Origin of the sequence: Micromonospora sp. NPDC049175 (assembly GCF_043197345.1) — a bacterium.
Taxonomy (GTDB): domain Bacteria; phylum Actinomycetota; class Actinomycetes; order Mycobacteriales; family Micromonosporaceae; genus Micromonospora.
Genome location: NZ_JBICSY010000001.1, coordinates 45,330 through 66,886, shown reverse-complemented (window position 1 = coordinate 66,886; position 21,557 = coordinate 45,330). Strand labels below are relative to the sequence as shown.

At 70.9% G+C, this 21,557-nt stretch carries 22 protein-coding genes; 12 read left to right on the top strand and 10 right to left on the bottom strand.

Features of this window, described 5'->3' with window-relative positions; genetic code table 11:
- Positions 1-62: 62 nt before the first annotated feature.
- Complete coding sequence (locus ACGFH8_RS00290; RefSeq protein ID WP_393361042.1) at positions 63-527, bottom strand: septum formation initiator; 465 nt, start codon at positions 525-527, stop codon at positions 63-65.
- A gap of 102 nt (positions 528-629) precedes the next feature.
- Here ACGFH8_RS00290 and ACGFH8_RS00285 point away from each other — a divergent pair, with 102 nt between their 5' ends.
- Genes ACGFH8_RS00285 through ACGFH8_RS00275 form a run of 3 tightly spaced genes read left to right on the top strand, consistent with a single transcriptional unit; the run spans position 630 to position 3,194 of the window.
- A complete protein-coding gene (locus tag ACGFH8_RS00285) occupies positions 630-1,325 on the top strand; it encodes a response regulator transcription factor (protein WP_393361039.1) in 696 nt (231 codons plus the stop codon).
- On the top strand, positions 1,322-2,611 hold the full coding sequence (locus ACGFH8_RS00280; RefSeq protein ID WP_393361036.1) for an ATP-binding protein: 1,290 nt from the start codon (positions 1,322-1,324) through the stop codon (positions 2,609-2,611). Before ACGFH8_RS00285 ends, ACGFH8_RS00280 begins: the two co-directional genes overlap by 4 nt.
- Positions 2,612-2,639: 28 nt before the next feature.
- Complete coding sequence (locus ACGFH8_RS00275; RefSeq protein ID WP_357250082.1) at positions 2,640-3,194, top strand: DUF5872 domain-containing protein; 555 nt, start codon at positions 2,640-2,642, stop codon at positions 3,192-3,194.
- A 33-nt stretch (positions 3,195-3,227) separates the two neighbouring features.
- On the opposite strand, the gene ACGFH8_RS00270 is transcribed toward ACGFH8_RS00275, so the two are convergent.
- Positions 3,228-4,109, bottom strand: a complete 882-nt coding sequence (locus ACGFH8_RS00270; RefSeq protein ID WP_393361033.1) for a LysR substrate-binding domain-containing protein — start codon at positions 4,107-4,109, stop codon at positions 3,228-3,230.
- A gap of 100 nt (positions 4,110-4,209) precedes the next feature.
- Here ACGFH8_RS00270 and ACGFH8_RS00265 point away from each other — a divergent pair, with 100 nt between their 5' ends.
- Positions 4,210-4,659, top strand: coding sequence for a GNAT family N-acetyltransferase (locus ACGFH8_RS00265; RefSeq protein ID WP_393361030.1), 450 nt, complete (start codon positions 4,210-4,212; stop codon positions 4,657-4,659).
- Between the two features lie 162 nt (positions 4,660-4,821).
- Positions 4,822-5,394: a PepSY domain-containing protein gene (locus tag ACGFH8_RS00260; RefSeq protein WP_393361027.1), complete on the top strand. Its 573-nt coding sequence runs from the start codon at positions 4,822-4,824 to the stop codon at positions 5,392-5,394.
- A gap of 84 nt (positions 5,395-5,478) precedes the next feature.
- On the opposite strand, the gene ACGFH8_RS00255 is transcribed toward ACGFH8_RS00260, so the two are convergent.
- A complete protein-coding gene (locus ACGFH8_RS00255; RefSeq protein WP_393361024.1) occupies positions 5,479-7,425 on the bottom strand; it encodes an ABC transporter ATP-binding protein in 1,947 nt (648 codons plus the stop codon).
- 95 nt (positions 7,426-7,520) lie between these two features.
- Positions 7,521-8,219: a class I SAM-dependent methyltransferase gene (locus tag ACGFH8_RS00250; protein WP_393361021.1), complete on the bottom strand. Its 699-nt coding sequence runs from the start codon at positions 8,217-8,219 to the stop codon at positions 7,521-7,523.
- Between the two features lie 49 nt (positions 8,220-8,268).
- On the opposite strand from ACGFH8_RS00250, the gene ACGFH8_RS00245 reads away from it, so the two are divergent.
- The gene (locus tag ACGFH8_RS00245; RefSeq protein WP_393361018.1) at positions 8,269-8,907 is read left to right on the top strand and encodes a TetR/AcrR family transcriptional regulator; all 639 of its coding nucleotides are present in this window, start codon (positions 8,269-8,271) and stop codon (positions 8,905-8,907) included.
- A gap of 420 nt (positions 8,908-9,327) precedes the next feature.
- Here ACGFH8_RS00245 and ACGFH8_RS00240 read toward each other — a convergent pair whose 3' ends face one another.
- Entirely contained in the window at positions 9,328-10,578 is a 1,251-nt protein-coding gene (locus ACGFH8_RS00240; RefSeq protein WP_393361015.1) for a DUF222 domain-containing protein, read from the bottom strand.
- A gap of 426 nt (positions 10,579-11,004) precedes the next feature.
- Entirely contained in the window at positions 11,005-11,511 is a 507-nt protein-coding gene (locus tag ACGFH8_RS00235; protein WP_393361013.1) for a nitroreductase/quinone reductase family protein, read from the bottom strand.
- Positions 11,512-11,687: 176 nt separating this feature from the next.
- Here ACGFH8_RS00235 and ACGFH8_RS00230 point away from each other — a divergent pair, with 176 nt between their 5' ends.
- A complete protein-coding gene (locus ACGFH8_RS00230; RefSeq protein ID WP_393364391.1) occupies positions 11,688-12,119 on the top strand; it encodes a cold-shock protein in 432 nt (143 codons plus the stop codon).
- Positions 12,120-12,157: 38 nt separating this feature from the next.
- Here the strand turns inward: ACGFH8_RS00230 and ACGFH8_RS00225 are convergent, their stop codons facing one another.
- Positions 12,158-12,631, bottom strand: a complete 474-nt coding sequence (locus tag ACGFH8_RS00225) for a DUF1453 domain-containing protein (protein ID WP_393361010.1) — start codon at positions 12,629-12,631, stop codon at positions 12,158-12,160.
- A gap of 68 nt (positions 12,632-12,699) precedes the next feature.
- On the opposite strand from ACGFH8_RS00225, the gene ACGFH8_RS00220 reads away from it, so the two are divergent.
- Positions 12,700-13,338: a TetR/AcrR family transcriptional regulator gene (locus ACGFH8_RS00220; RefSeq protein WP_393361007.1), complete on the top strand. Its 639-nt coding sequence runs from the start codon at positions 12,700-12,702 to the stop codon at positions 13,336-13,338.
- A gap of 69 nt (positions 13,339-13,407) precedes the next feature.
- Here the strand turns inward: ACGFH8_RS00220 and ACGFH8_RS00215 are convergent, their stop codons facing one another.
- Positions 13,408-14,154: an MBL fold metallo-hydrolase gene (locus ACGFH8_RS00215; RefSeq protein ID WP_393361004.1), complete on the bottom strand. Its 747-nt coding sequence runs from the start codon at positions 14,152-14,154 to the stop codon at positions 13,408-13,410.
- Between the two features lie 159 nt (positions 14,155-14,313).
- On the bottom strand, positions 14,314-15,528 hold the full coding sequence (locus ACGFH8_RS00210) for a chitosanase (RefSeq protein ID WP_393361001.1): 1,215 nt from the start codon (positions 15,526-15,528) through the stop codon (positions 14,314-14,316).
- Positions 15,529-15,827: 299 nt separating this feature from the next.
- On the opposite strand from ACGFH8_RS00210, the gene ACGFH8_RS00205 reads away from it, so the two are divergent.
- Positions 15,828-16,442 carry a hypothetical protein gene (locus ACGFH8_RS00205; protein ID WP_393360998.1) on the top strand — a complete coding sequence of 205 codons (615 nt, stop codon included), beginning with the start codon at positions 15,828-15,830 and terminating at the stop codon, positions 16,440-16,442.
- A gap of 51 nt (positions 16,443-16,493) precedes the next feature.
- On the opposite strand, the gene ACGFH8_RS00200 is transcribed toward ACGFH8_RS00205, so the two are convergent.
- Entirely contained in the window at positions 16,494-18,119 is a 1,626-nt protein-coding gene (locus ACGFH8_RS00200) for a glycoside hydrolase family 43 protein (RefSeq protein ID WP_393360995.1), read from the bottom strand.
- Between the two features lie 249 nt (positions 18,120-18,368).
- Here ACGFH8_RS00200 and ACGFH8_RS00195 point away from each other — a divergent pair, with 249 nt between their 5' ends.
- The 3 genes from ACGFH8_RS00195 to ACGFH8_RS00185 are packed head-to-tail and all read left to right on the top strand — an operon-like array spanning position 18,369 to position 21,548.
- Entirely contained in the window at positions 18,369-19,664 is a 1,296-nt protein-coding gene (locus tag ACGFH8_RS00195; RefSeq protein WP_393360992.1) for an extracellular solute-binding protein, read from the top strand.
- A 52-nt stretch (positions 19,665-19,716) separates the two neighbouring features.
- Positions 19,717-20,715, top strand: coding sequence for a carbohydrate ABC transporter permease (locus tag ACGFH8_RS00190; protein WP_393360989.1), 999 nt, complete (start codon positions 19,717-19,719; stop codon positions 20,713-20,715).
- Positions 20,712-21,548, top strand: a complete 837-nt coding sequence (locus ACGFH8_RS00185; RefSeq protein WP_393360986.1) for a carbohydrate ABC transporter permease — start codon at positions 20,712-20,714, stop codon at positions 21,546-21,548. The genes ACGFH8_RS00190 and ACGFH8_RS00185 overlap by 4 nt, the downstream gene beginning before the upstream one ends.
- Positions 21,549-21,557: the final 9 nt, after the last annotated feature.

The window sequence follows — 21,557 nt, the reverse complement described above, 5'->3', positions numbered from 1 at the left end:
CGTCCGTCGCCGGGAGAGACACCGCCCATGGTCGCCCTGGGCCGCGACGCGGTACATCCGGCTCAGTCGTCGGCGACGGCCACCGGCTCCGAGCCGATGCAGCGGACCTTCAACTCGTACTGGCGGGTCGACCCCGCGAACGTGACCTCCACGTCGTCGTCCGGGCCCCGGTCCACGTCCCGGACCCGGTAGCCCTGCGCGGGCGCCCAGGAGACGAGGCGTACGCCGTCGGCCCCGCACTCGGCCACGGCCGTGCCGCCGTCGGTGGCGAAACTCCGACGGACCCCGGGACTGGCGCTCGGTGCGGCGCCCGTCGTGCCCGGAGCGGCCGAGCCGCCGCCGGTGGCGCCGGTGGGCGCCGGCTCCGGCGAGGCGAGCGCGCGTTCGATCTCCGCCTCGCTGCGCACCCCACCCGGGGTGCCGGTGATGCTCTCCCCGACCAGCCGGATCGCGCCCAACCCGATCAGGGTGGCCACGGCGACCGTGGCCACCCACCCGGCGGCGACGAGAAGCGAACGACGGCCCATGCGCTGACTATCCCCGATCCGTCCTTGTCGTTGGCACATCCCGACGCTAAGGCATGGTTAACGTGCGCCTCGCCGCAGGCGGCAGCCGTTAACCTGCCAGCTGTGGCCCGCCTGCTGCTCATCGAGGACGACCTGACCATCCGTACGCCGCTGATCCGGGCGTTGCGAGAACGCGGGCACGCGGTGGCCGCCGCCTCGACCGCGATGGCCGGCCTCCGGGACGCCCTGGAGGACCGCCCCGACCTCGTCGTGCTCGACCTGGGCCTGCCCGACCTGGACGGCCGCGAGCTGCTGCGGATGTTGCGCGCGGTCAGCTCGGTGCCGGTCATCGTGGCCACCGCCCGCGACGACGAGGCCGAGATCGTCCGGGTGCTCGACGCGGGCGCCGACGACTACGTGGTCAAGCCGTTCACCGCCGCGCAGCTCGACGCTCGCGTCCGGGCGGTGCTGCGGCGGGGCCCGACCGGCGGGGACGGGCAGGACCCGTCGCTCGTCGTGGGTGGGCTGCGCGTCGACCCCCGGTCCCGGCAGGTCACCCTGGACGGGACGGCTGTGGAGTTGACGCCGCGCGAGTTCGACCTGCTGCACCACCTGGCCGGCCGCCCCGGCCAGGTGGTCACCAAACGTGAACTGCTCACCGAGGTGTGGCAGATCCCGTACGGCGGCGCCGACAAGACCGTCGACGTGCACCTGTCCTGGCTGCGGCGCAAGCTGGGGGAGAACGCCCAGCAGCCGCGCTACCTGCACACCGTGCGCGGGGTCGGGGTGCGTCTCGAGGCGCCGGTGGCGCAGCCGTGAGGGCCCGGCTCGCGCTGCTGGTCGCCGCCGTCAGCGTGCTCACCCTCATCGCGTTCCTGGTGCCGCTGGCGCTGCTGGTCCGTACCGTCGCGGAGGACCGGGCCACGGTCGCGGCCACCGCCGACGCACAGAGCCTGGTGCCGGTGGTCGGCACCGCCGACGCGACGACGATCCGACTCACCGTCGAGCAACTCGCCGCGGAGTCCGGGCGACCGGTGAGTGTCTTCCTGCCGGACGGGTCGGTGCTCGGCGCGCAGACCCCCCGTACCCCGGCGGTGGCCCTGGCCGCGCGCGGGCAGAGCCTCACCGGGGAGTCGGCGGCCGGCCGGGAGGTGGTCATCGCCGTGCAGGGCCGGGCGGACGGTACCGGAGTGATCCGGATCGTGGTGCCGCGACACGAGCTGACCGCCGGGGTCACCCGGGCGTGGTTGGTGCTTGCCCTGCTCGGTGTGCTGCTGGTGCTGATCGGTCTGTTGGTGGCCGACCGGCTGGCCCGTAACCTGGTCCGGCCGATCAGCGACCTGTCCGCCGTGTCGCACCGGCTGGCCAACGCCGAACTGGACGCCCGGGTCACCCCGGCCGGCCCGGCCGAGCTGCGCGAGGTGGCCGGCGCGCTCAACCATCTCGCCACCCGGATCCAGGTGCTCCTGGTGCAGGAGCGCGAGCAGGTCGCCGACCTGTCGCACCGGTTGCGTACCCCGTTGACGGCGTTGCGGCTGGAGGCGGAGTCGTTGCGGGACCCGGACGACGCCGCCCGGATCACCACCGCGGCCGACGGTCTCGAACGCGCGGTCAGCGGGCTGATCCGGCAGGCCCGCTGGCGTCACTCGCCGACGGCGCGGCCGGCCACCTCGGACGCGGCGGCGATCGTCGCCGACCGGGTCGCGTTCTGGTCGGTGCTGGCCGAGGACACCGGCCGGGCCGTCACCCTCGACCTGGTTGCCGGCCCGCTGCCGGTGGGCGTGCCCGCCGACGACCTGGCGGCGGCCGTGGACGCCCTGCTCGGAAACGTCTTCGCGCACACCCCCGACGGGACGCCGTTCGCCGTCCACCTCACCCGCGACGAGGGTGAGGTGGTTCTCACCGTGGTGGACGCCGGCCCGGGCCTGCCGGTCGGGGCGGTCCGGCGGGGCGCCAGCGCGGCCGGGTCGACAGGTCTCGGCCTGGACATCGCCCGGCGCGCCGCGCAGGCCGGCGGCGGCAGCCTGGAGTTGCGGGCCGGTCCGACCGGCGGGGCGCGGGTGTTGCTGCGGTTGCGTCCACCGGCGTCGCGGCGGGAGGGTTAGGCGCGCCGCACTCGGGTAGCTGCCAGCTATGGCGCGGTATACGAAACCCGAGCTCAGGGAGCAGATCAAGGAAGAGGTCAAGGCCTCCGACAAGGGCGGCAGACCGGGGCAGTGGTCGGCGCGCAAGTCACAGCTGGTGACTCAGGAGTACAAGAAGCGCGGCGGAGGATTCCTGGGCGAAAAGGACGAGCGGCAAAAGTCGCTTCAGCGCTGGGGCAACGAGAAGTGGCAGACGAAAGAGGGCGACACGCGGGCGCGCAAGGGCGACACGACGAGCCGCTATCTGCCCAAGAAGGCCTGGGACGAGATGTCGGACAGCCAGAAGCGCGCGACCGACACCAAGAAGCGTGCCGCCTCCCGGTCCGGCAAGCAGTACGTGGCCAACACCGGGCCGGCGAAGCGGGCGCGTCGCGACGCCACCACGGCCGGCCGGATGTCGGAGATGTCGGTCGCCGAGGCCGCCAAGTTGGTCCGTGGCCTCGACACGCGACAGCTCAGGACCGCGTTGCGCAACGAGCATGCCGGCAAGGACCGCAAGACGCTCGTCCAGCGACTCGAAGCGGAACTCAACAGGCGCGGCTAGCCGCGCGGTCAGGGTGCTGCCGCACCGCGCCGGTCAGGGTGCCTGACCTGCGGCCTCGAAGCCCGTCGACGTGATCCGGTCGTCATCTCGGCGGCGCAGGATCTGCACCTCGGTGGTGGCCTCGGTGTCGGTCAACGGCAGCACTGCCACCGAGGCGGGCACCACGGCGGAGATGCTCGCCGGCGCGATCGTCACCCCGAGGCCGGCCGCGACCAGGTGCGCCACAGTGGCCCAACTGGTGGCGTCCTGGACGATGCGCGGGGTGTAGCCGGCTTCCAGGCACGGCCGGAGATTGCGCTGGTAGGCCCGCTCGCCGGCCACCCGGGGGAAGAAGACGAACGGGTCGTCGCGCAGCACCACGGCGTTTATCGCGAGGTTGGCCGCCCGCGGGTGGTCGGCCGGCAGGACGGCGACGAATGTCTCGGTGGCGAACGTGGTGCCGACCAGGTCGTCGTGGTCGTCCGCGTCCCGAACCACGCCGAGATCGACCTCGCCGTTCAGCAACCGGTCGACGATATGCGCCGTGTACGCCTCGTGCAGGCGCAGGTGGACGGCCGGATGCCGCTCGCGGAAACGACGGATCGGCCCGGCCAGCCCGAGCGGGATCGCCGAACTGACGAAGCCGATGTCGAAGCGCCCCTGCTCCCCGCGCCCGATGCGGCCCGCCTCGTGCACGTCGTCGGCCACGGCGGCCAGCACCCGCCGGCACCGGCCCAGATACGCCTCGCCGGCGGGCGTCAGCGCCACCGACCGGGAGGTGCGCACGAACAGCGGCGTACCGATCATCGCCTCGAGTTGGCGGATCTGCTGCGACAGCGGCGGCTGGGCCATCCGCAGCCGCGCCGCGGCCCGGCCGAAATGCAGCTCCTCGGCGACTGCGACGAAGTAGCGCAGGTGGCGCAACTCGGGTTCCATACGTCAAGGATACGAATGACTCCGAACAAGATATTGGACGTTCGAATGGGGGCAGCCGGAGAATCGAACCATGAACCCGAGCACGCTCACCGTCACGTCCATGACGACCGCTGCGGAGGCCGAGGCCTTCCGGACGCTCAACGAGGAATGGATCGCCCACTTCTTCACTATCGAGGAGTCGGACCGTAAGACGCTCGGCGACCCGTTCGCCGCGATCGTCGCCCCGGGCGGCGACGTGCTGATCCTCCGCGACGGCGGGGAGATCATCGGCTGTGTCGCCCTGGTCCGCAGCTCGAACGACGTCTTCGAACTGTCGAAGATGACGGTGGTCTCGGCGGCGCGCGGCAGGGGCCTCGGCCGCCAGCTCATCGAGGCGGCGATCGAGCGCGCCCGTCAGCTCGGCGCGACCACCCTGTTCCTGGGCAGCAGCACCACGCTCGCGAACGCCGTGCACCTCTACGAGACTGCCGGCTTCCAGCACGTCAGCCCGGACCAGATCCCGCTGCCGCCGTACGCCCGCGCCGACGTCTTCATGAAGATGGCGCTCTGATCACCTCCGGCCGACGCGGGGTTCCGGGGCTCGGCGCACGGCCGACGCCAGCGCCGGCTTAACCCGGCCTTAGCGTTCGGACAGCGCGGTGCTATCCCCGTTCAGCCGATCCTCAGAGTCGACAACCCAGGAGTTGACATCCGAGGAAAGGTGGACACCACGATGAAGCGCACCAACCTGCTTCTGGCGACGGTCGGCGGGTCGGCGGTGCTGGCGGTGGCCGGGGTCGCGCTCGGCGTCAACGCCGCGAGCGACACGCGGGCCGGCGGCACGGCACTCGCCGCGGCCACCGTCGCCCCGACGGCCACGGACGCGCCGGAGGCCGGCGCGACCACCGCCACGCCGGGGACCAGCGGTACGCCGTCGGCCGGCGCCTCGTCGGGTACGCCGTCGAGCGGTACGCCGACCACGAGCACCGCCCCGGCGGGCAGCGCAGTCGACGAGAAGCGTGCCGGCGAGATCGCACTTGCCAAGGCCGGTGGCGGCCAGATCGTCGAGGTCGAGGCCGAGCAGGAGAACGGCCGGCCGGTGTGGAGCGTCGAGATCGTCGCCGGTGAGACCGAGCACGAGGTGGACGTCGACCGGGACAACGGCTCGGTGGTCAAGGCCGAGCAGGAGCCCGTCGACGCCGATGACAACGACGCCGACGACAACGACGCCGACGACAACGATGCCGACGACAACGACGCCGATGACAAGGACGACGACAAGGACGACGACGACGACAACGACTGACCGTCCGCTGCCGCCGCCCGTTCCGGGGATCCCCCGGGGCGGGCGGCGGCTCGCGTCGTGGAGCAGGCGGCCGGTGCGGCGGCCTCAGATGGCGACGCGCTGCTCCTGGACCGTCGGCTGCTCCTGGACCGTCGGCTGCTCCTGGGCCGTCGGTTGCCCCTGGACCGTCGGCTGCTCCTGGTCGAACTGGGTGCGGTACAACTCCTGATACCGGCCACCGGCGGCGAGCAGGTCGCCGTGTCGCCCACGCTCGACGATCCGTCCGTCTTCGACGACGAGGATCTGGTCTGCCGCGCGGATGGTGGAGAGCCGGTGCGCGATGACCACACTCGTCCGGCCGGTCAGGGCTTCGGCGAGGGCCTCCTGAACCGCGGCCTCGGAGGTGGAGTCGAGGTGCGCGGTGGCCTCGTCGAGGATGACCACCCGCGGGCGGGCCAGCAGCAGCCGCGCGATGGTGAGCCGTTGCCGTTCCCCGCCCGACAGCCGGTACCCGCGTTCACCGACGACGGTGTCGAGCCCATCGGGAAGTGAGCGGATCAGGTCGTCGAGGCGGGCCCGTCGGAGCACCTCCCACATCTCGTCCTCCGTGGCGTCCGGCTGGGCGAACGCCAGGTTGGCGCGGATGCTCTCGTGGAAGAGATGCCCGTCCTGGGTGACCACGCCCAGCGCCGTCCGGATCGACTCGGCCGACAGGTCGCGTACGTCGACGTCGGCGAGCGTCACCGTGCCGTCCTCGACGTCGTACAGGCGGGGGACGAGCTGTGCGATCGTCGACTTGCCCGCCCCGGAGGAGCCGACGAGGGCAACCATCTGTCCCGCCTCGGCGCGGAACGACACCCCGTGCAGCACCTCCTCGCCGCCGCGGGCATCGAGCTTCACCACGTCCTCGAGGGACGCGAGCGACACCCTGTCCGCCGAGGGGTAGCCGAACCGCACCTTGTCGAACTCCACCGCGACCGGTCCGTCGGGAAGCGGGCGCGCGTCGGGCCGGTCGCGGATCAGCGGCGTGAGGTCGAGGATCTCGAACACCCGCTCGAAGCTCACCAGCGCGCTCATCACCTCCACCCGAGCGCTGGCCAGCGAGGTCAACGGCGCGTAGAGGCGCGACAGCAGCAGCGCCAGGGCGACCACGGTCCCGGCGTCGAGGCTGCCCCGGAGGGCGTAGAGACCACCCAGCCCGTAGACCAGGGCCAGCGCCAACGAGCCGACGACGGTGAGCGCGGTGATGAAGACCCACTGGAGCATGGCGGCACGGATGCCGATGTCCCGCACCCGACGCGCCCGTGCCGCGAACTCGGCCGACTCCTCGGCCGGCCGCCCGTACAGCTTGACCAGGGTCGCGCCGGGCGCGGAGAAACGTTCGGTCATCCGTGTGCTCATGGCCGCGTTGTGCTCGGCCGCCTCACGCTGCAACTGGGCGAGCTTCGAACCCATCCGGCGCGCCGGGAGGACGAAGACGGGGAGCAGCACGAGCACCAGCACCGTGATCTGCCACGAGAAACTGAGCATCACCGCAAGCGTCAGCGCCAGGGTGACAGCATTGCCGACGACCCCGGACAGGGTGTCGCTGAAGGCCCGCTGCGCGCCGATCACGTCGTTGTTCAGGCGGCTGACCAGCGCACCGGTGCGCGTCCGGGTGAAGAACGCCACAGGCATGCGTTGGACGTGGTCGAAGACTGCCGTCCGCAGTTGGACGATGAGCCCCTCACCGATGCTGGCGGACAGGAACCGCGTCACCAGACCCAGGCCGGCTTCGGCCAGGGCGATCACGGCGATCAGCACCGCCAACCGGATCACGACGTCGCTGTCGGCACCGTCGACGATGGCCTCCACCACCCGTCCGGCGAGGACCGGCGCCGCCACCGTGAGGACCGCCGTCACCACGCTCAACAGCAGGAACCTGATGATCAGGGCACGGTGCGGCCGCGCGAACCCCGCGATGCGCTTCAGGGTGACACGGGACAGCGGTCGTTCTTCCTGCGCGTTCATCGCGTGGTGCAGAGACGTCCACGCGGTAAATTCCATGCTCATGCATTACCTCCGATACCGGAGGTTAGGACCTCACCCGAGCTTGAGGTCAAGTCACCGCGCCGAGCGTTCCCGCCCGGCGGGCGACCGGAGATTGGCTAGGCGTCGCGGCGCAGCGTGAACCAGAAGGTCGGCACCGCGTTGGTGCCCGGTGTGACGTCGAGTAGTTCCCAGCCACGGAACCTGGCGCGGAGCTCGTCGGCTGTGACGCCTGCCGCCCACGATGCGACCTCGGGGACGGGATTGCCGATTGGCTCGGGGCCGTACCCGAACATCAGCAACCGTGCTCCGGGAGCGGCGCGGTGGGTGAGCCCGGCGGCGTAGGCATCGCGGCGGTGTAGTGGGACGCCGCAGTAGCAGCTCAGGTCGAAGAACAGGTCGAAGGGGCCCGGCACGTCCAGCTCGTCGAGGCGGGTGGCGTCTCCGTGCCGCACCCGTACCGCCACGCCCGCCGCCGCGGCCTTCTCCCTGGCCTGGTCGACGGCGCGGTCGATCAGGTCGACGGCCGCCACCTCCCAGCCGTGCCGCGCGAGGTAGGTGGCGTTGGTCCCGGTGCCGCAGCCGAGTTCGAGGGCGCGGCCGGGCGGCAGCGCCCCGGGCCCCTCTACCAGGTCGACCAGCTCGGGCGGCGTCACGCCGGTGTCCCACGGTGGCTTGCCGGCGCGGTAGTAGCGCTCCAGCGCGCGGTGGACGGCCTCCTCCTCCGGGTCTCGCTGCTCCTCCGGGTCTCGCTGCGTTGAGGCCAGGTCCGGGTCCGGCTTCTGGGTGGCGTTGGGCTGGGCCATCGTGTCCTCCAAGAATTTAGAGTGCAACTCTAGTGGCATGCTCTAAAGATAGGCTCGCAATATGGACAAGGTCAAGCGGCCGGACAAGCGGGCCGAGCGCTCACGCCGTACCCGTGACAAGGTCGTCGACGCGGCTCGCGAGTTGTTCGTCGCGCAGGGTTACGGGGCGACGAGCCTGCAGGAGGTCGCGGACCGGGCGGGCGTGGCCGTCCAGACGGTCTACTTCGTCTTTCGCAACAAGCGCACGCTGTTCAAGGACGTCGTCGACGCGTCCATCGCCGGGGACACCGAGCCGATCGCCACAATGGATCGTGAGTGGTTCCGCGCCGCGTGCGCCGAACCCACCGCGGCCGGGCAGTTGCGCGCGCACGTCCACGGCACCTGCGAGATCCTGGGCCGGGTCGCCCCGATCATGCCGCTGATCGCGGCTGCCGCGGCCACCGACCCGGAGATCGCGGCACAGTGGCCGGACGGCCCCGACCCGCGCTACACAGTGCAGTACGCGGCGGCCGAAGCCCTGGTCGGCAAGCCCGACACCCGTCCCGGCCTCTCCGTCGAGATGGCGGCGGACCTGCTGTTCGGTCTGCTCAGCCCGCAGCTCTACCTGATCTTCGTCCGCGACCGCGACTGGTCACCGGACACGTGGGAAGAATGGGCCCGCACCACCTTGACCTCCCAACTCTGCGCCGACCCCGGCTAGGCGGACGGACGTCACGATCGCCCTTCAGCCGCGCGATGGTAGGCGCCGTGGTCGCGGCGGATCCCAGGAGCCGCAGCACCGATTGGGTATCCACCTGATCCAGGCGATCAACGCCAGTTCCGGGTGGTGGGCAGGGACGTGGATATGCCGGGTCGCGGATATGCCGGGTCGCGGATATACCGGGTCGTGGTGGGCAGCCATGGGTGGCCCAATAGCTGCCGGCTCGCCTTGAGGCCCTGCCCCGGGCGGGTGCTCGGTCAACGCCGCTCCACCTCGGTCGGTCTCGCCGCCGCGGTTGATGATGGTGACGGTCCTGCCGGTCACGGTGAGGTGGGCGTCCTCGGCAAAGATCCCCTGGCCAGCGGTATGCAGCAAGCCATCCGTCAACGGCTGCTGGCGAAGGCCCTCGGCTGGTCGTGTCTAGGGCCGCCGGTGGTAGTGGTTGCGGCGGGGGACCTGTTGGGGGTCGAGCCAGGCGGGTGGGATGAATTCGGGGTGGCCGTCGCCTGCCAACCGCACTGTCCAGTCGTTGTGGTGGAGGTGTCGGTGGTGGTGGCCGCAGAGCAGGACGGCGTTGGTCAGGGTGGTGGTGCCGCCGTCGGCCCAGTGGTGGATGTGGTGGGCGTCGCACCAGCGGGGTGGGCGGTCGCAGCCGGGGAAGGCGCAGCCGCGGTCGCGTAGGACGAGGGCGCGTCGCAGGGGGCCGGTGATGAGGCGGCGTTGCCGGCCGACGTCGAGGACCTGGCCGGTGCCGCCGAGGACGGCCGGGAGGATCGCGGCGTCGCAGGCGAGTCGGCGCACCGTGTCGGGGGTGAGGCGCGGGCCGGTGTCGAGTGCGCCGACACCCAACTGACGGGTCAGCTCGTCGTAGCCGGTGGTGACGACGATCTGGGCGTGGTCGCCGCCGCTGTCGGGCAGCTCACCCGTGCGCAGGGCGAGTCGGCACACGTCGGCGAGGGCGTCATGGCGGCGTTGGCCGGCGCAGCGGGTGTCGTCGGGCCCGGTGGGTGCGCTGAGGGGGTCGATGGCGGCGCGGAGCAGTGCCGCGGCTTCCGCGTCGAGGGTGCCGGTGAGTCGCAGCCGGCCGTCGGTCTGCTCGGAGAGGGTGAGGGTTCGGTCGCGGGCTGCCCGGGCAGCCTCGGCGTCCAGTGCGGCGTGGGCGGCGGCGTCGGCGATGTCGGGGGCGACGTGGTCGAGGATGCGGGCGCCGAGTTTGCGCATCAGGATGGGGTCGAACTGGCCGGCCCAGTCGGTGAGCACGCCGACGGCCTTGTCGGCGACCTCCGGCCCGGCGGCCGTCTGCACAGCAGTGACGGTGTCGACGATGACTCGGGCCTGCTCCACGCTGACCGCGCCGGTCGCCAGAGCCTCCCGCACGGCGGCCGGGGCCGCGTCGACGCGAGCCGCGAGATCGACCAGCCGGCGCGCGGCGGGGACTGTCAACCGCAGTCGCTCGCGCAGCCACACCGCGGTGCTGGACGCGCCCTGCGTCAGTGCGGTGCCGCGACCGTCCAACTCGCGCACCAACGCCAGCGTGACGGCGGCGAGGCGTTGCTCGACGCGGTGCGCGGCGTCGAGCGCGGCGATCAGCTCGTCTTCGGTGAGGGCCCAGGCGGCGTCGTCGACGCAGGCGGCGACCGCGTCGTCTGCCTGCGCCAACTCCTCGACCATGACGACATGCTAGAACAGGTGTACGACAATTTCCCCGGTCATGATCGACCGCTGGGCTCGGTGGTCAAGGCCGAGTAGGAGCCGGTCGACGGCCCCGGCAAGGCCAACGCCGACGCGGCCGACGCCGCCGACGCCGACGACGCGGACACGGACGACGCCGCGGACGCCCGACGACGCCGCGGCCGACGCCGACGACGCCGCGGAAGCCCGACGACGCCGCGGCCGACGCCGACGACGCCGCGGAAGCCCGCCGACGACGCGGACGCCGCCGACGCCGCGGACGACGCCGACCACAAGTGCGACGACGACAGCTCCTACGCCCACCGACACCAACCCGCCGCGCCCCGACCGGGTCCGCCATCCTCGCCGGGGCGCGGCGGTGTTGTCGCAGGACGCGCGGCGGTGTGGGGGAGCGGGCCTACCGCGTCAGGCGTCGGGCTGCGGCTGGCCGGCAACGCCCTCGGCACCGGAGCGGGGCTCGAGAATCACCACCGCGGTTTCGGACGGGCGCAGGGCCGCGAAGGCGTCCAGGTTGGTGTCGATGTCGCGCCAGCGGGCCCACAGACGGGTCCGCTCGTCCCCGGTCGCGGCGCGCCCACGGACCAGCCGCCGCCCGTCCACCAGGTCGACTGTCGCCTCCGGATGGGTCCGCAGGTTGAGCCACCAGGCGGGTTCACCCTCGCCCCAGCCGTTCATCGCCAACGTGAACAGGTTCGGCCCATCCTCCAGGTACGCGACGATGACACCGCGTTGCTGACCGGTACGGCGACCGGTCGTGGTCAGTCGCAGGGTGCCCCAACGGTCCGGGCGGGGCCGCCAGAGCCCGACTCGGCCGCGAAACACCCGGTAGAGCCCTCGGTGCACCGACCAGGCCGTCCGGATGAACCAGCGCGGCGGCAGCCTCGGCTTCCTTGCGCGATCCTCGATCGACACGACGACCTCCCACACGAGCGTGGCGATGGTACGAACAGCATGCCAGCCGCGCCCCCGGCGCGGAATGGCGCGCGCGGTGATCGTGGGAGCCAAGTCGCGAGGTATTCGGTACGGTTGTCGGGCACTGTGTGGAAGTAGTCGAGATCCTGGCTGAGTGGTGGGAGTGGGTGGTGGCTGTGTGGGCGGCAGGTAAGGTCATTCGGTTCGACGAGGCACGTGGTTACGGTTTCATCGCGCCGGCGAAAGGTGGCGAGGACATTTTCGTCCACGCCAACGACTTCGGCGAGCAGCGGCATCTGGTGCATCCCGGCATGCGTGTCGAGTACGAGGTGGAGGCCGGCGACCGTGGTCTGAAGGTGGCGGCGCTGCGGATCGTCGAGTCGGTCGCGGTCGCCCGGCCGGAACGGGCACCGGACGTGGTGCCGACGCGGACCGGGCAGACCGGGGAGGATGACGGGATGTGCGACGTCCTGTCGCCGCGCGAGTTCACCTACGAGGTGACGGAGTTGCTGATCGAGCGGGTGCCGACGCTGACCGGTTCCCAGATCTCCGCGATCCGGCAGTCTCTGGTCGACCACGCCAGATCGCACGGTTGGGTCGAGAGCTGAGCCGCTGGCCCGTTCGGTTCACCGGTGCCGTGCTGTCGTCATCGGCGTTCGGGTGCGAACGGCACCCGTAGGTCGATGCCCCGACGGGTCACGGCCAGGGCCTCACCGATGAAGCTGATGCCGATGGTGAGTTGGATCGGACGGGCCGGCGCCTGCATCCCGAGATGGTCGGCGAGCAGGCCGTAGCCGAGCATCGCGACGAGCGTGCCGGCGATGGCCGCGAAGGTGCGAAGGCGGTAGCGCTGCCAGAGGAAGCCGCGCTTCTCGTAGACGACGACGAGCGAGCCGCGTAGGTAGCCGAGGACGAGGCCCAGTGCGCAGCCACCGACGAGCCAGGCGTAGTCGACGGTGCGCAGGCCGTCGGTCCTGAGCAGGATGTAGAGGCCGATGGCGGTGAGGATGACCGGCGGTGCCCATAGATCGCGCTTGTTGAGGGGTTCGCCGACCAGCCGTTTCACCACGAGGACGATCAGCGCCAGGACGATGATCGCCGCCAGGACCCAGCCGTTCACTGTCGTACCTCCCGTATTTGGCACCGTCGTGCCAAATTATCATGGCATGAACGTGCTATAAAAACCCCATGCCAAAGATTGTCGATCCCGAGCAACGTCGTCGCGTGGTGGCCGACGCCGTGCACGCGGTCGTCGCGCGCGACGGCCTGGAGGCGGCCACGTTGCGCAATGTGGCCGACGAGGCGGGGTTGGCCATCGGATCGGTTCGGCACTACTTCACCGACCACGACGAGCTGATGATCTTCGCCGTCCAGGAGCTTGGCCGCCGCGTCGGCGAGCGGGTCTGGGCGCACGCCGAGTGCCTGCTCGGCGACTCCGCCGGCAGCCGCGCGGATCGACGCCGCCGCACCGAGGAACTCCTGGCCGAATTTCTGCCGCTCGACGACCTCAGACGCGACGAGATGCTCCTGCGGCACACGTTCACCGCGGCGGCCCGCACTCGTCAGTCGTTGCTCGTCCACGCCGAGGCGATGCAGCAGGCCCTGGACGAGTTGGTTCAGCGCACGTTGCGGGGCGCGCAGGCGGCCGGCGGTCTACCCGCGGACCTCGACGTGGAGGTGGAGAGTGTCCGCCTGCGTGCTCTGCTCGACGGGCTGGGGCTGCAGGCCGTGATGTTCCCACGGCGTTTCCCGCCGGGCCTGTTGCGCGAGGTTCTGCGCCGTCACCTGGACTCGCTCGTCGCCGCGCCGGACGGCGCGGCCGGGTAGGGTCCGCCTCACCTTGCCGGATCGCCGCCCGGACTCCGCCTCGGCTCGACCGCCCTTATGAAACGGGCCTCAGGCGTCTCTGCGCAGGTAGGCCTCGGCCAACTGACGCAGGCGGGTCCGGTCGAAGCTGCGCCCGTGGCCGGGATGGACGATGGACACGTCGAGGTCGGCGAGGAGCTCCATGCTGCGTCGGTAGTCGGCCACATCGGAGTTCGGCAGGTCGTCGATCAGCGCGCCCTCGTAGATGATGTCGCCGGAATACAAGGTCCCGGTGCGTTCCTCCAGCAGGGCGATGCTGCCCGGTGTGTGGCCGGGAAGGTGCAGCACGGTGAGTGTTCGCCCGCCCAGGTCGACGTGGTCGCCGTCGTCGAGCAGGCGGTGCAGGGTCATGGGTGCGATGCGGTAGTCGACCGGGTCGTAGTCGGGATCGGGCAGGGCGTCGATCATCAGCTCCGGGACGGGTGCGCCCGCCGCGTCGATCCCGAGCTTGTCGAAGAGTTCCGCGCCGTACAGGCTCGCCGGTACGCCCGCCGCCAGGAGGTCCGCCTCGGCGGGGTGCGCGGCCCGGTCCGCGAACTCGGCCGCCCCGCCGACGTGATCCAGGTGCGCGTGGGTGAGCAGGACCATCGGATCGCGCGCGAACATGGCCGGGATCGCCTCCCGGAGGGCGACGACCCCGAGCCCGGCATCGATCACCAGGTCCCGATCGTCGCCGCGCAGCCACCAGAAGTTCGCCGACAGGAGTTCGTTGACGTGCGGTTCCGAGAGCCGGGTGACGCCGCTACCGGCCTCGGCTCGGGTGTACCAGTCGACCATGTCGGCAAGTGTGCCAGCGCGGGATCCCGTTTTCGTGCCCGCCGGTTCGGCCACCCCGCCGACCGGCGGCTGCCCTGCGCCGTGTCGTCAGCGTCGAGGCGGGGTCGCGTACGGGGGACGGCTCAGGGCGCCGCGCGGGCGGCGCCCTGAGCGTCTGCGTCAGCCGATGCGGAACTGCTCGCCGTAGACGGCGAACGCCAGCGGCGTGTTCAGGTTGAGGTTGCCGTTGTTGAGGAACACCCGCTGGGCCGTGTCGACGCGGGACGTGTCCGAGTGGGCTTCCTCCTTCTTCATCTCGATGACCCGCTCGTCGAGGAACGCGTTGAGCCAGGTCCGCTCGTCGCCGCCCTGCGCCGGGGGCTTCGCGCGCGCGAGGGCGCGGCTGCGGATCTGGCGCATGCCCTCGTACCCGTGCATCACCGCCGCGTCGTAGTAGGCGAACTGACCGAGTGCCCGGACCTGGTCGTTCTTGCCGTCGCGTACCGACGGGTTGAAGTAGACCCGGTCCCGCTCGGCCTCCTGCGCGGCGCGGAACACCGAGTCGTTGGCCGCGGTCCGCCAGTCGCGGGGGAAGTTGGGGTCCAGACCCGCGTGCGAGGGGGTGCCGTCGACGGCGCGCAGCGCCGGCAGGTATCCGGCCAGCACGTTGCCGGGCTTGGTGCGCGTGTACGCCTCGACCAGCTCGAGCATGTCGCCGGTGCCGGAGCAGAAGCCGATGATGCCGGCGGTGTAGCCGCGGCCGTCGCCGATGTCCTCGATGTAGGAGAACTGCGCACGCCAGTCGAGCGAGGAGTTCTCCGCGGCCGAGACGAGCTGCATGGCGACGTCCTTCTTCGCCGGGTCGTCGAGGTTGGCGCCGGCCGGAACGGTGGCGGTGGGCGTGGGGCCGGGTGTGCCACCGCCGGGCAGCGTCCACTGCTGGTTCGTGGTGCCGCCGCAGGTCCAGATCTGCAACCGGGCGCCGTTGGCGGTGCTCCGGTCGGTCACGTCGAGGCACTTGCCCGAGGCGGTGTTGACCAGGGCGCCGTTGCTGGCCGTCCACTTCTGCGCGCCGGTGTTGTTGCAGTCGTACAACTGGATCTTGGCGCCGTTGGCTGTCGACGCGGCGGTGACGTCCAGGCACTTGCCGAGCGCGCGGATCGAGGCGTCGGTGTTGCCGACCGTCCAGGTCTGGGCCGTGCTGCCGTTGCAGTCGTAGAGCTGGACCGGCGTGCCGTTCGCCGGATTGGCCCCGGCGACGTCAACGCACTTGCCGCCCAGGCCGGTGATCGGGCCGGCGGTCGCGGCGCTGGCCGACGGCAGGCCGTAGCCGACCGCCGCGACGCCGGTCAGCAGGGTGCCCACGACGTAGGCGGCTGTTCTCTTGCGGACCATTGTGTTCCTCGGGGAAGGGGCGGCATGCCGCCGGCCGGTCGGTGCCCGGCGCGACGATCGGCCCCGGCGGGCACCGCGAGCATCTGGAAACTGTATTAACAGATATCAGTGCGTCGCGGTGCCGTCAATCGACGACAGCGGGCCGTGACGACGCGTGTTCATCTCGTCGTCGTCGGGCGTTGTGCGCGAGGACGGCTACCGGGGTGCGCGGTCGCCGGGGCGCCCAGTTAGATGGCGTGAGCAGTGCCGCGTCCCGGGCGGAACGACCCGGGACGGCACCGATACGCAAGGAGCAGTCCATGGCAGTCCACCTTCGCCGTACCCGGTCTCTGTGGGTCACGGCCGCCGCCGTGCTCGCCGTGGCGGCGTTGTCCGCCTGCGGTAGCGCCGACGCCGCCGACCCGGTCGCCGCGCCCAGCGCCGGCGCGCCGACCGAGGCCGCGCCGACGGGCGCCGTGCGCCCGGCGATCAAGGGCAAGTTGCGCGGGTACGGCACGGTGCGGCAGCTCAGCGAGGCCGCGGACCTGGTGGTCCGGGGTGAGGTCGAGGCGACCGGGTTCCGGGTGGACGAGGTGCTGCGCGCGGCGAACGGAACGTCCGTCGGGGCCGGGACGCGGATCACGCTCGCCAGCCTGGATCGCGGCGTGGCGGACATGGCCCAGATGTCCACGCTCACCGCGGGTCAGGTCGTGGTGCTCTATCTCGCCAAGGACCCGGCGGCCCCGACGTTCCGCACGCTCAGCGGTGACTTCGGGGTGTTCGACGTGGCCGGGGCCGGTGACGACGCGGTCGTGGTGTCCCGCTCGCAGGCCATGGCCGTCAGCGGCCTGGTCGACGAGGACCCGGCCGCGTCCGGCCACGGCTTCCGCACCACCCTCGGCCAGGTTCGCGCCGTCGCTACCCAGGTGAAGTAGGACGACGGGACGGGAACGCGGACGGCACCCCCGGCGGTGCCGTCCGCGTGCTCACCGCTCCCGGTAGGTGGCCAGGTCGAAGTCGGCGTACACCCCGTCGCCGCCGAGATCCTGCACCCAAAGGCCGACGAACGCTCCGGTGAAGCCCCACGCGGCCGGCTCACCGTCGATGATCAGTGCGGCGTGCTCGTCGGACAGGATCGTCGCGTCCAGGTCGACCGGGAGGCGCTGCCACCCGGCGCCCAGGTCGTAGTCGAAGCCCACCACCGGCCCGTCGAACACCGCCCGCAGACCGACCCGGGTGACGCCGCTGGCGTCGACGGTCAGCTCCGGGTGCGGGGTGCGCCGCCCGTTGTCGGAGCTGAGCAGCTCCACCACCGTCCGCCCGTCGTCGGCGCGGGTCAGGTAGAGGTGGTGCCAGTTGAGGGTGTTGTAGTAGGCGGTGATCCCGGCGAGCTGACGGTGGTCGACCGGGTCGAACTCCACAACCGTCTCCAGCGAGCAGTGCGTCGCTTCGACGCGGCGCGCGACCAGGCTGGGGGCCTGTCGGCCGACGGGCGACTGCCCGCCGTGCACCCGCAGGTACGACGGCCGCGACCGCAGGTCGATCCAGTCGTCGGTGGCGGGCCGGCGCAGCGTCGACCAGCACAGACCCAGCTCGGGGGCGTCGAAGTGGTCGGTGTCGGGCTCCGCCGGCCACGGGTGCGCGGGCAGGTCCGGCGCGACGACCTCCTCCGCGGGCACCCCGCCCGGGATCCGGGGCCAGTCATCCGCCGGCCACTCGACCCGCTGGATCGCCGTCTCCCGGCCCAGCACGCAGCTGCCCAGCGGTGAGTAGGGGCGACCCACCAGATGGGCCAGATACCACTCGCCGTCCTGGGTGCGCACCAGGCTGCCGTGACCGGCCTTCTGCAACCGCAGGTCGGGCCGACCCACCGAGCTGAGCAGCGGGCCGGACGGGTCCACCTCGTACGGCCCGAACAGCTCCCGGGACCGCGCCACGGTGACCTGGTGCTCCCAGCTGGTGCCGCCCTCGGCGGTGATCAGCCAGTACCACCCGTCGTGGCGGTACAGGTGCGGGCCCTCGGTGACCCCGACCGGGGTGCCGGTGAACAGGATGCGGGGCCGGCCGACCAGGCGGCGCGCGGCCCGGTCGTACTGCTGGATCTCGATGCCGCCGAAACGGTCCCGGCCGGGTCGCCAGTCCGCGCTCATGCTCAGCAGCCAGGTGGTGCCGTCGTCGTCGTGGAACAGGGCGGCGTCGAAACCGCGCCCGTGCAGTTTCACCGGGTCCGACCACGGCCCGGCGATGTCCTCGGCGGTGACCAGGAAGTTCTGGGGATCCCAGTAGCCGCTGGCGAAGCTGGCCACGTCGCTGTAGACGAGGTGGAACTGACCGTCGTGGTACGTCAGGTCGGGCGCCCACACGCCGTTGGAGTCACCGCAGCCGCGCAGGTCGAGCAGGCGGCGGTCGGTGATGATCCCGCCCAGGGTGCGCCAGTTCACGAGATCACGCGAATGGTGCACACGCACGCCCGGATACCACTCGAAGGTCGAGGTGGCCAGGTAGTAGTCATCGTCGACGCGCAGGATCGACGGATCCGGATGGAATCCGGCGAGGACAGGGTTGCGGATCGACCGGGCAGCGGTCACCACGTTAGCGATGTCGGTCGACACGAGGGCTCCTCTGGACGACTGTCTGGAACTTCCGGAAACTTGCGGTCCCGGATCACTGGAAGTCCTGCCTACGCTAGCCGGTCTTTTCGCAATAGGACAGAGGTCTTGACCGCTGCGGCCACAGCTCGTAGCGTGCCGGCCATCGACCGGTAATACCGGCGAAGCAATGAAAGTTCCGGAGATCCATAAGTCCCACCCGCCGGCTCGGCCGGCGTCCGAGCACCCCGTGAGTCCCCGAAGGGATGGATCATGACTACGCACCTTTCCCGCCGAACGCTGCTCGGCCTCGCCGGTGCCGGCGCCGGCGCCTACCTGCTGAGCGCCTGCAGCGGCGACGAGAAGTCCAGCGACCCCAACGCGCCGCAGACCATCAACTGGTGGCACATCCAGAACACCGAGCCGATGCTTCCGGTCTGGGCGGCGCTGGCCACCGAGTACAAGGCCGCGCACTCGAACGTCACCATCGACATCCAGCCCCTGGAGAACGAGGCGTTCAAGGCCAAGCTCACCACCGCCACCCAGGCGGGTGACCCGCCGGACCTCTTCCAGTCGTGGGGTGGTGGCGTGCTCAAGCAGCAGGTCGACGCGGGCCTGGTCAAGGACCTCACCGACGACGTGAAGGACCTGGTCGGTGGCATCCTGCCGGCTGCCATGGGGCCGTACACGATCGACGGCAAGATCTACGGCATCCCGTTCGACATCGGCATGGTCGGGTTCTGGTACAACAAGGAACTCTTCACCCGCGCCGGCATCACCGAGTCGCCCACAACCTGGGCAGCGCTGCTCGACGCGGTCCGGAAGCTCAAGACCGCCGGCGTCACCCCGGTCGCCATCGCCGGCAAGGACAAGTGGCCGGCCCACTTCTACTGGTCCTACCTGGCCATGCGCATCGGTGGCGTCGGCGCGCTGCAGAAGGCCGTCGACGACAAGAACTTCGACACCCCCGAACTGGTCGCCGCGGGTGAGCGGCTCAAGGAACTCGTCGACCTGCAGCCCTTCCAGAAGGGTTTCCTCGGCGCCGAGTACGGCTCTCCGGACGGGCAGGCCGCCACCATGGGCAACGGCGGCGCGGCCATGGAACTGATGGGTCAGTGGGCGCCGGCGGTGCAGGCCTCAAGCTCGACCAGCAAGAAGGGCCTCGGCGACAAGCTCGGCTTCTTCCCGTTCCCCGCGGTGGACGGCGGTAAGGGCACCTCCACCGAGGTCTTCGGCGGCGGCAACGGTTTCGCCGTCGGCAAGGACGCGCCGGCGGCCACCATCGACTTCCTGAAGTTCCTGCTCAGCGTCGACAACCAGAAGAAGTCCGCGCAGACCGGCGCGGTACTGCCCACGGTGAAGGACGCCACCTCGGCGATCAGCGACCCCAACAACAAGGTCGTCGCGGAGACGCTGGCCAAGAACACCGGCTTCCAGCTCTACCTCGACCAGGCGTACGCGCCCGCGCTCGGGCAGCAGATCAACGACAGCGTCGCCGAGATCATCGCCGGCAAGAAGGCCCCCTCGGCGATCCTCAAGGACATCACGCAGGTGGCAAAGACCGCCTGACCGTGACCCGTCAACCATCCGTAGCCGGCCGTAGAACCCGAGTGGAGTAGGCATGACCAGGCCATCGACCGTGTCGGACACGAGGCGCGGCGACACGGCGACCGATCCGCCGGCATCGGGGCCGGGCACCGCGCGCAAGCGCGGCCGCCAGCCCCGGCCGGGCCGGGGTGGCGTCCTCACCGTGTTCCTGGCGCCCGCCCTGGCGCTGTTCGTGCTCCTTGTCCTCGCCCCCATCGTGGTGGCCGGCTATGCCAGCCTCTTCAAGTGGAACGGCTTCGGGCTGCCGGAGAACTTCATCGGGTTGGACAACTACACACGTGCCTTCGGCGACCCGACGTTCCGCGGCGACCTGTGGCGTGGCCTGGTGTTGGTGGTGCTGTCCCTGGTCGTGCAGCTGCCGGTCGCGCTGGCCCTGGCCATGCTGCTCAACCAGCCACTGCGCGGGCGGGCCGTCTACCGGCTGATCTTCTTCGCCCCGTACGTGCTCTCCGAGGTCACCACGGCCGTCCTGTTCACCCTGGTGTTCTCTCCGAACCGAGGGTTGGGCGAGGGCGTCGCCCGGTGGTTGGGTGCCGACGCGGGCACCGTCTTCGCCGACCCGGACACCGTGCTGTACGCCGTCTTCCTGGTGGTGTCCTGGAAGTACTTCGGCCTCTACATGATGCTCTTCCTGGCCGCCCGTCAGGGCATCCCCAAGGAGTTGTCCGAGGCCGCGGTCACCGACGGCGCCAGCGCCTGGCAGGCGTTCCGGCACGTCACCCTGCCCCTGCTCGGCCCGACGATCCGGATCAGCATCTTCCTGTCGGTCATCGGCACCATCCAACTCTTCGACATGGTCTGGGTGCTCACCGGCGGCGGGCCGATCCACTCCTCGGAGACGCTGGCCGTCACTATGTACCAGTTCGGCTTCCGTCGCTTCGAGGTCGGCTACGCGAGTGCCATCAGCATCGTGATGTTCCTGTTGAGCCTCGTCTTCGCCCTGTTCTACCAACGCATCGTGCTGCGTCGTGACACGGCGGGCGCGGTCACCACCCAGGGAGGCCAGCGATGACCGCCACGGCGAGTCGCGCCCAGCGGACCCGCAGCGTCGTGCTGCACCTCGTCTGCATCGCCGTCGGTGTGCTCATCGTCGTGCCGGTGTACTTCGGCGTGCTCGGTGGCTTCAAGGACAACGGCCAGCTGTCCACCAACCCGCTGGGCTGGCCCGATCCCTGGGTGGGAAACTACCTCGAGATCCTCGGCGAGGGCGTGTTCTGGCGGCAGCTCGGCAACAGTGTGCTGATCGCCGTCAGCAGCACAGTCATCGTCGTCGGCGCGGCGGCGATGGCCGCGTTCGTCTTCGCACGCTATGCGTTCCGGGGCCGCGAGTTCCTGGTGACCCTCTTCGCGATCGGTCTGATGTTCCCGTTCGCGGTGGCCATCCTGCCGCTGTTCGTCCTGCTGCGCGGCATGGGCCTGCTGGACAATCCGCTCGGCGTCATCCTGCCCCAGGCCGCCTTCGGGCTGCCGATCACCATCATCATCCTGCGCCAGTTCTTCCGCACCATCCCGGCCGAGGTGGAGGAGGCAGCCGTCCTGGACGGCTGCAGTTCCTTCGGGTTCTTCTGGCGGGTCCTGCTGCCGATGGCCCGTCCCGCCCTGGCCACCGTCTCGGTGCTGGCGATCGTGACCAGTTGGAACAACTTCATGTTGCCGCTCGTCGTCTTCAGCGACCAGAGCTGGTGGACGCTCCCCGTCGGGGTCCAGGCCTTCCAGGGCCAGTACGCCGACGACACCGCGCGGGTGCTCGCGTACGTCGTGCTGTCCATGCTGCCGGCCCTGGGCTTCTACGCCGTGGCCGAACGGCAGCTCATCGGGGGCCTCACCGGCAGCGTCAAGGGATGACACCGCACC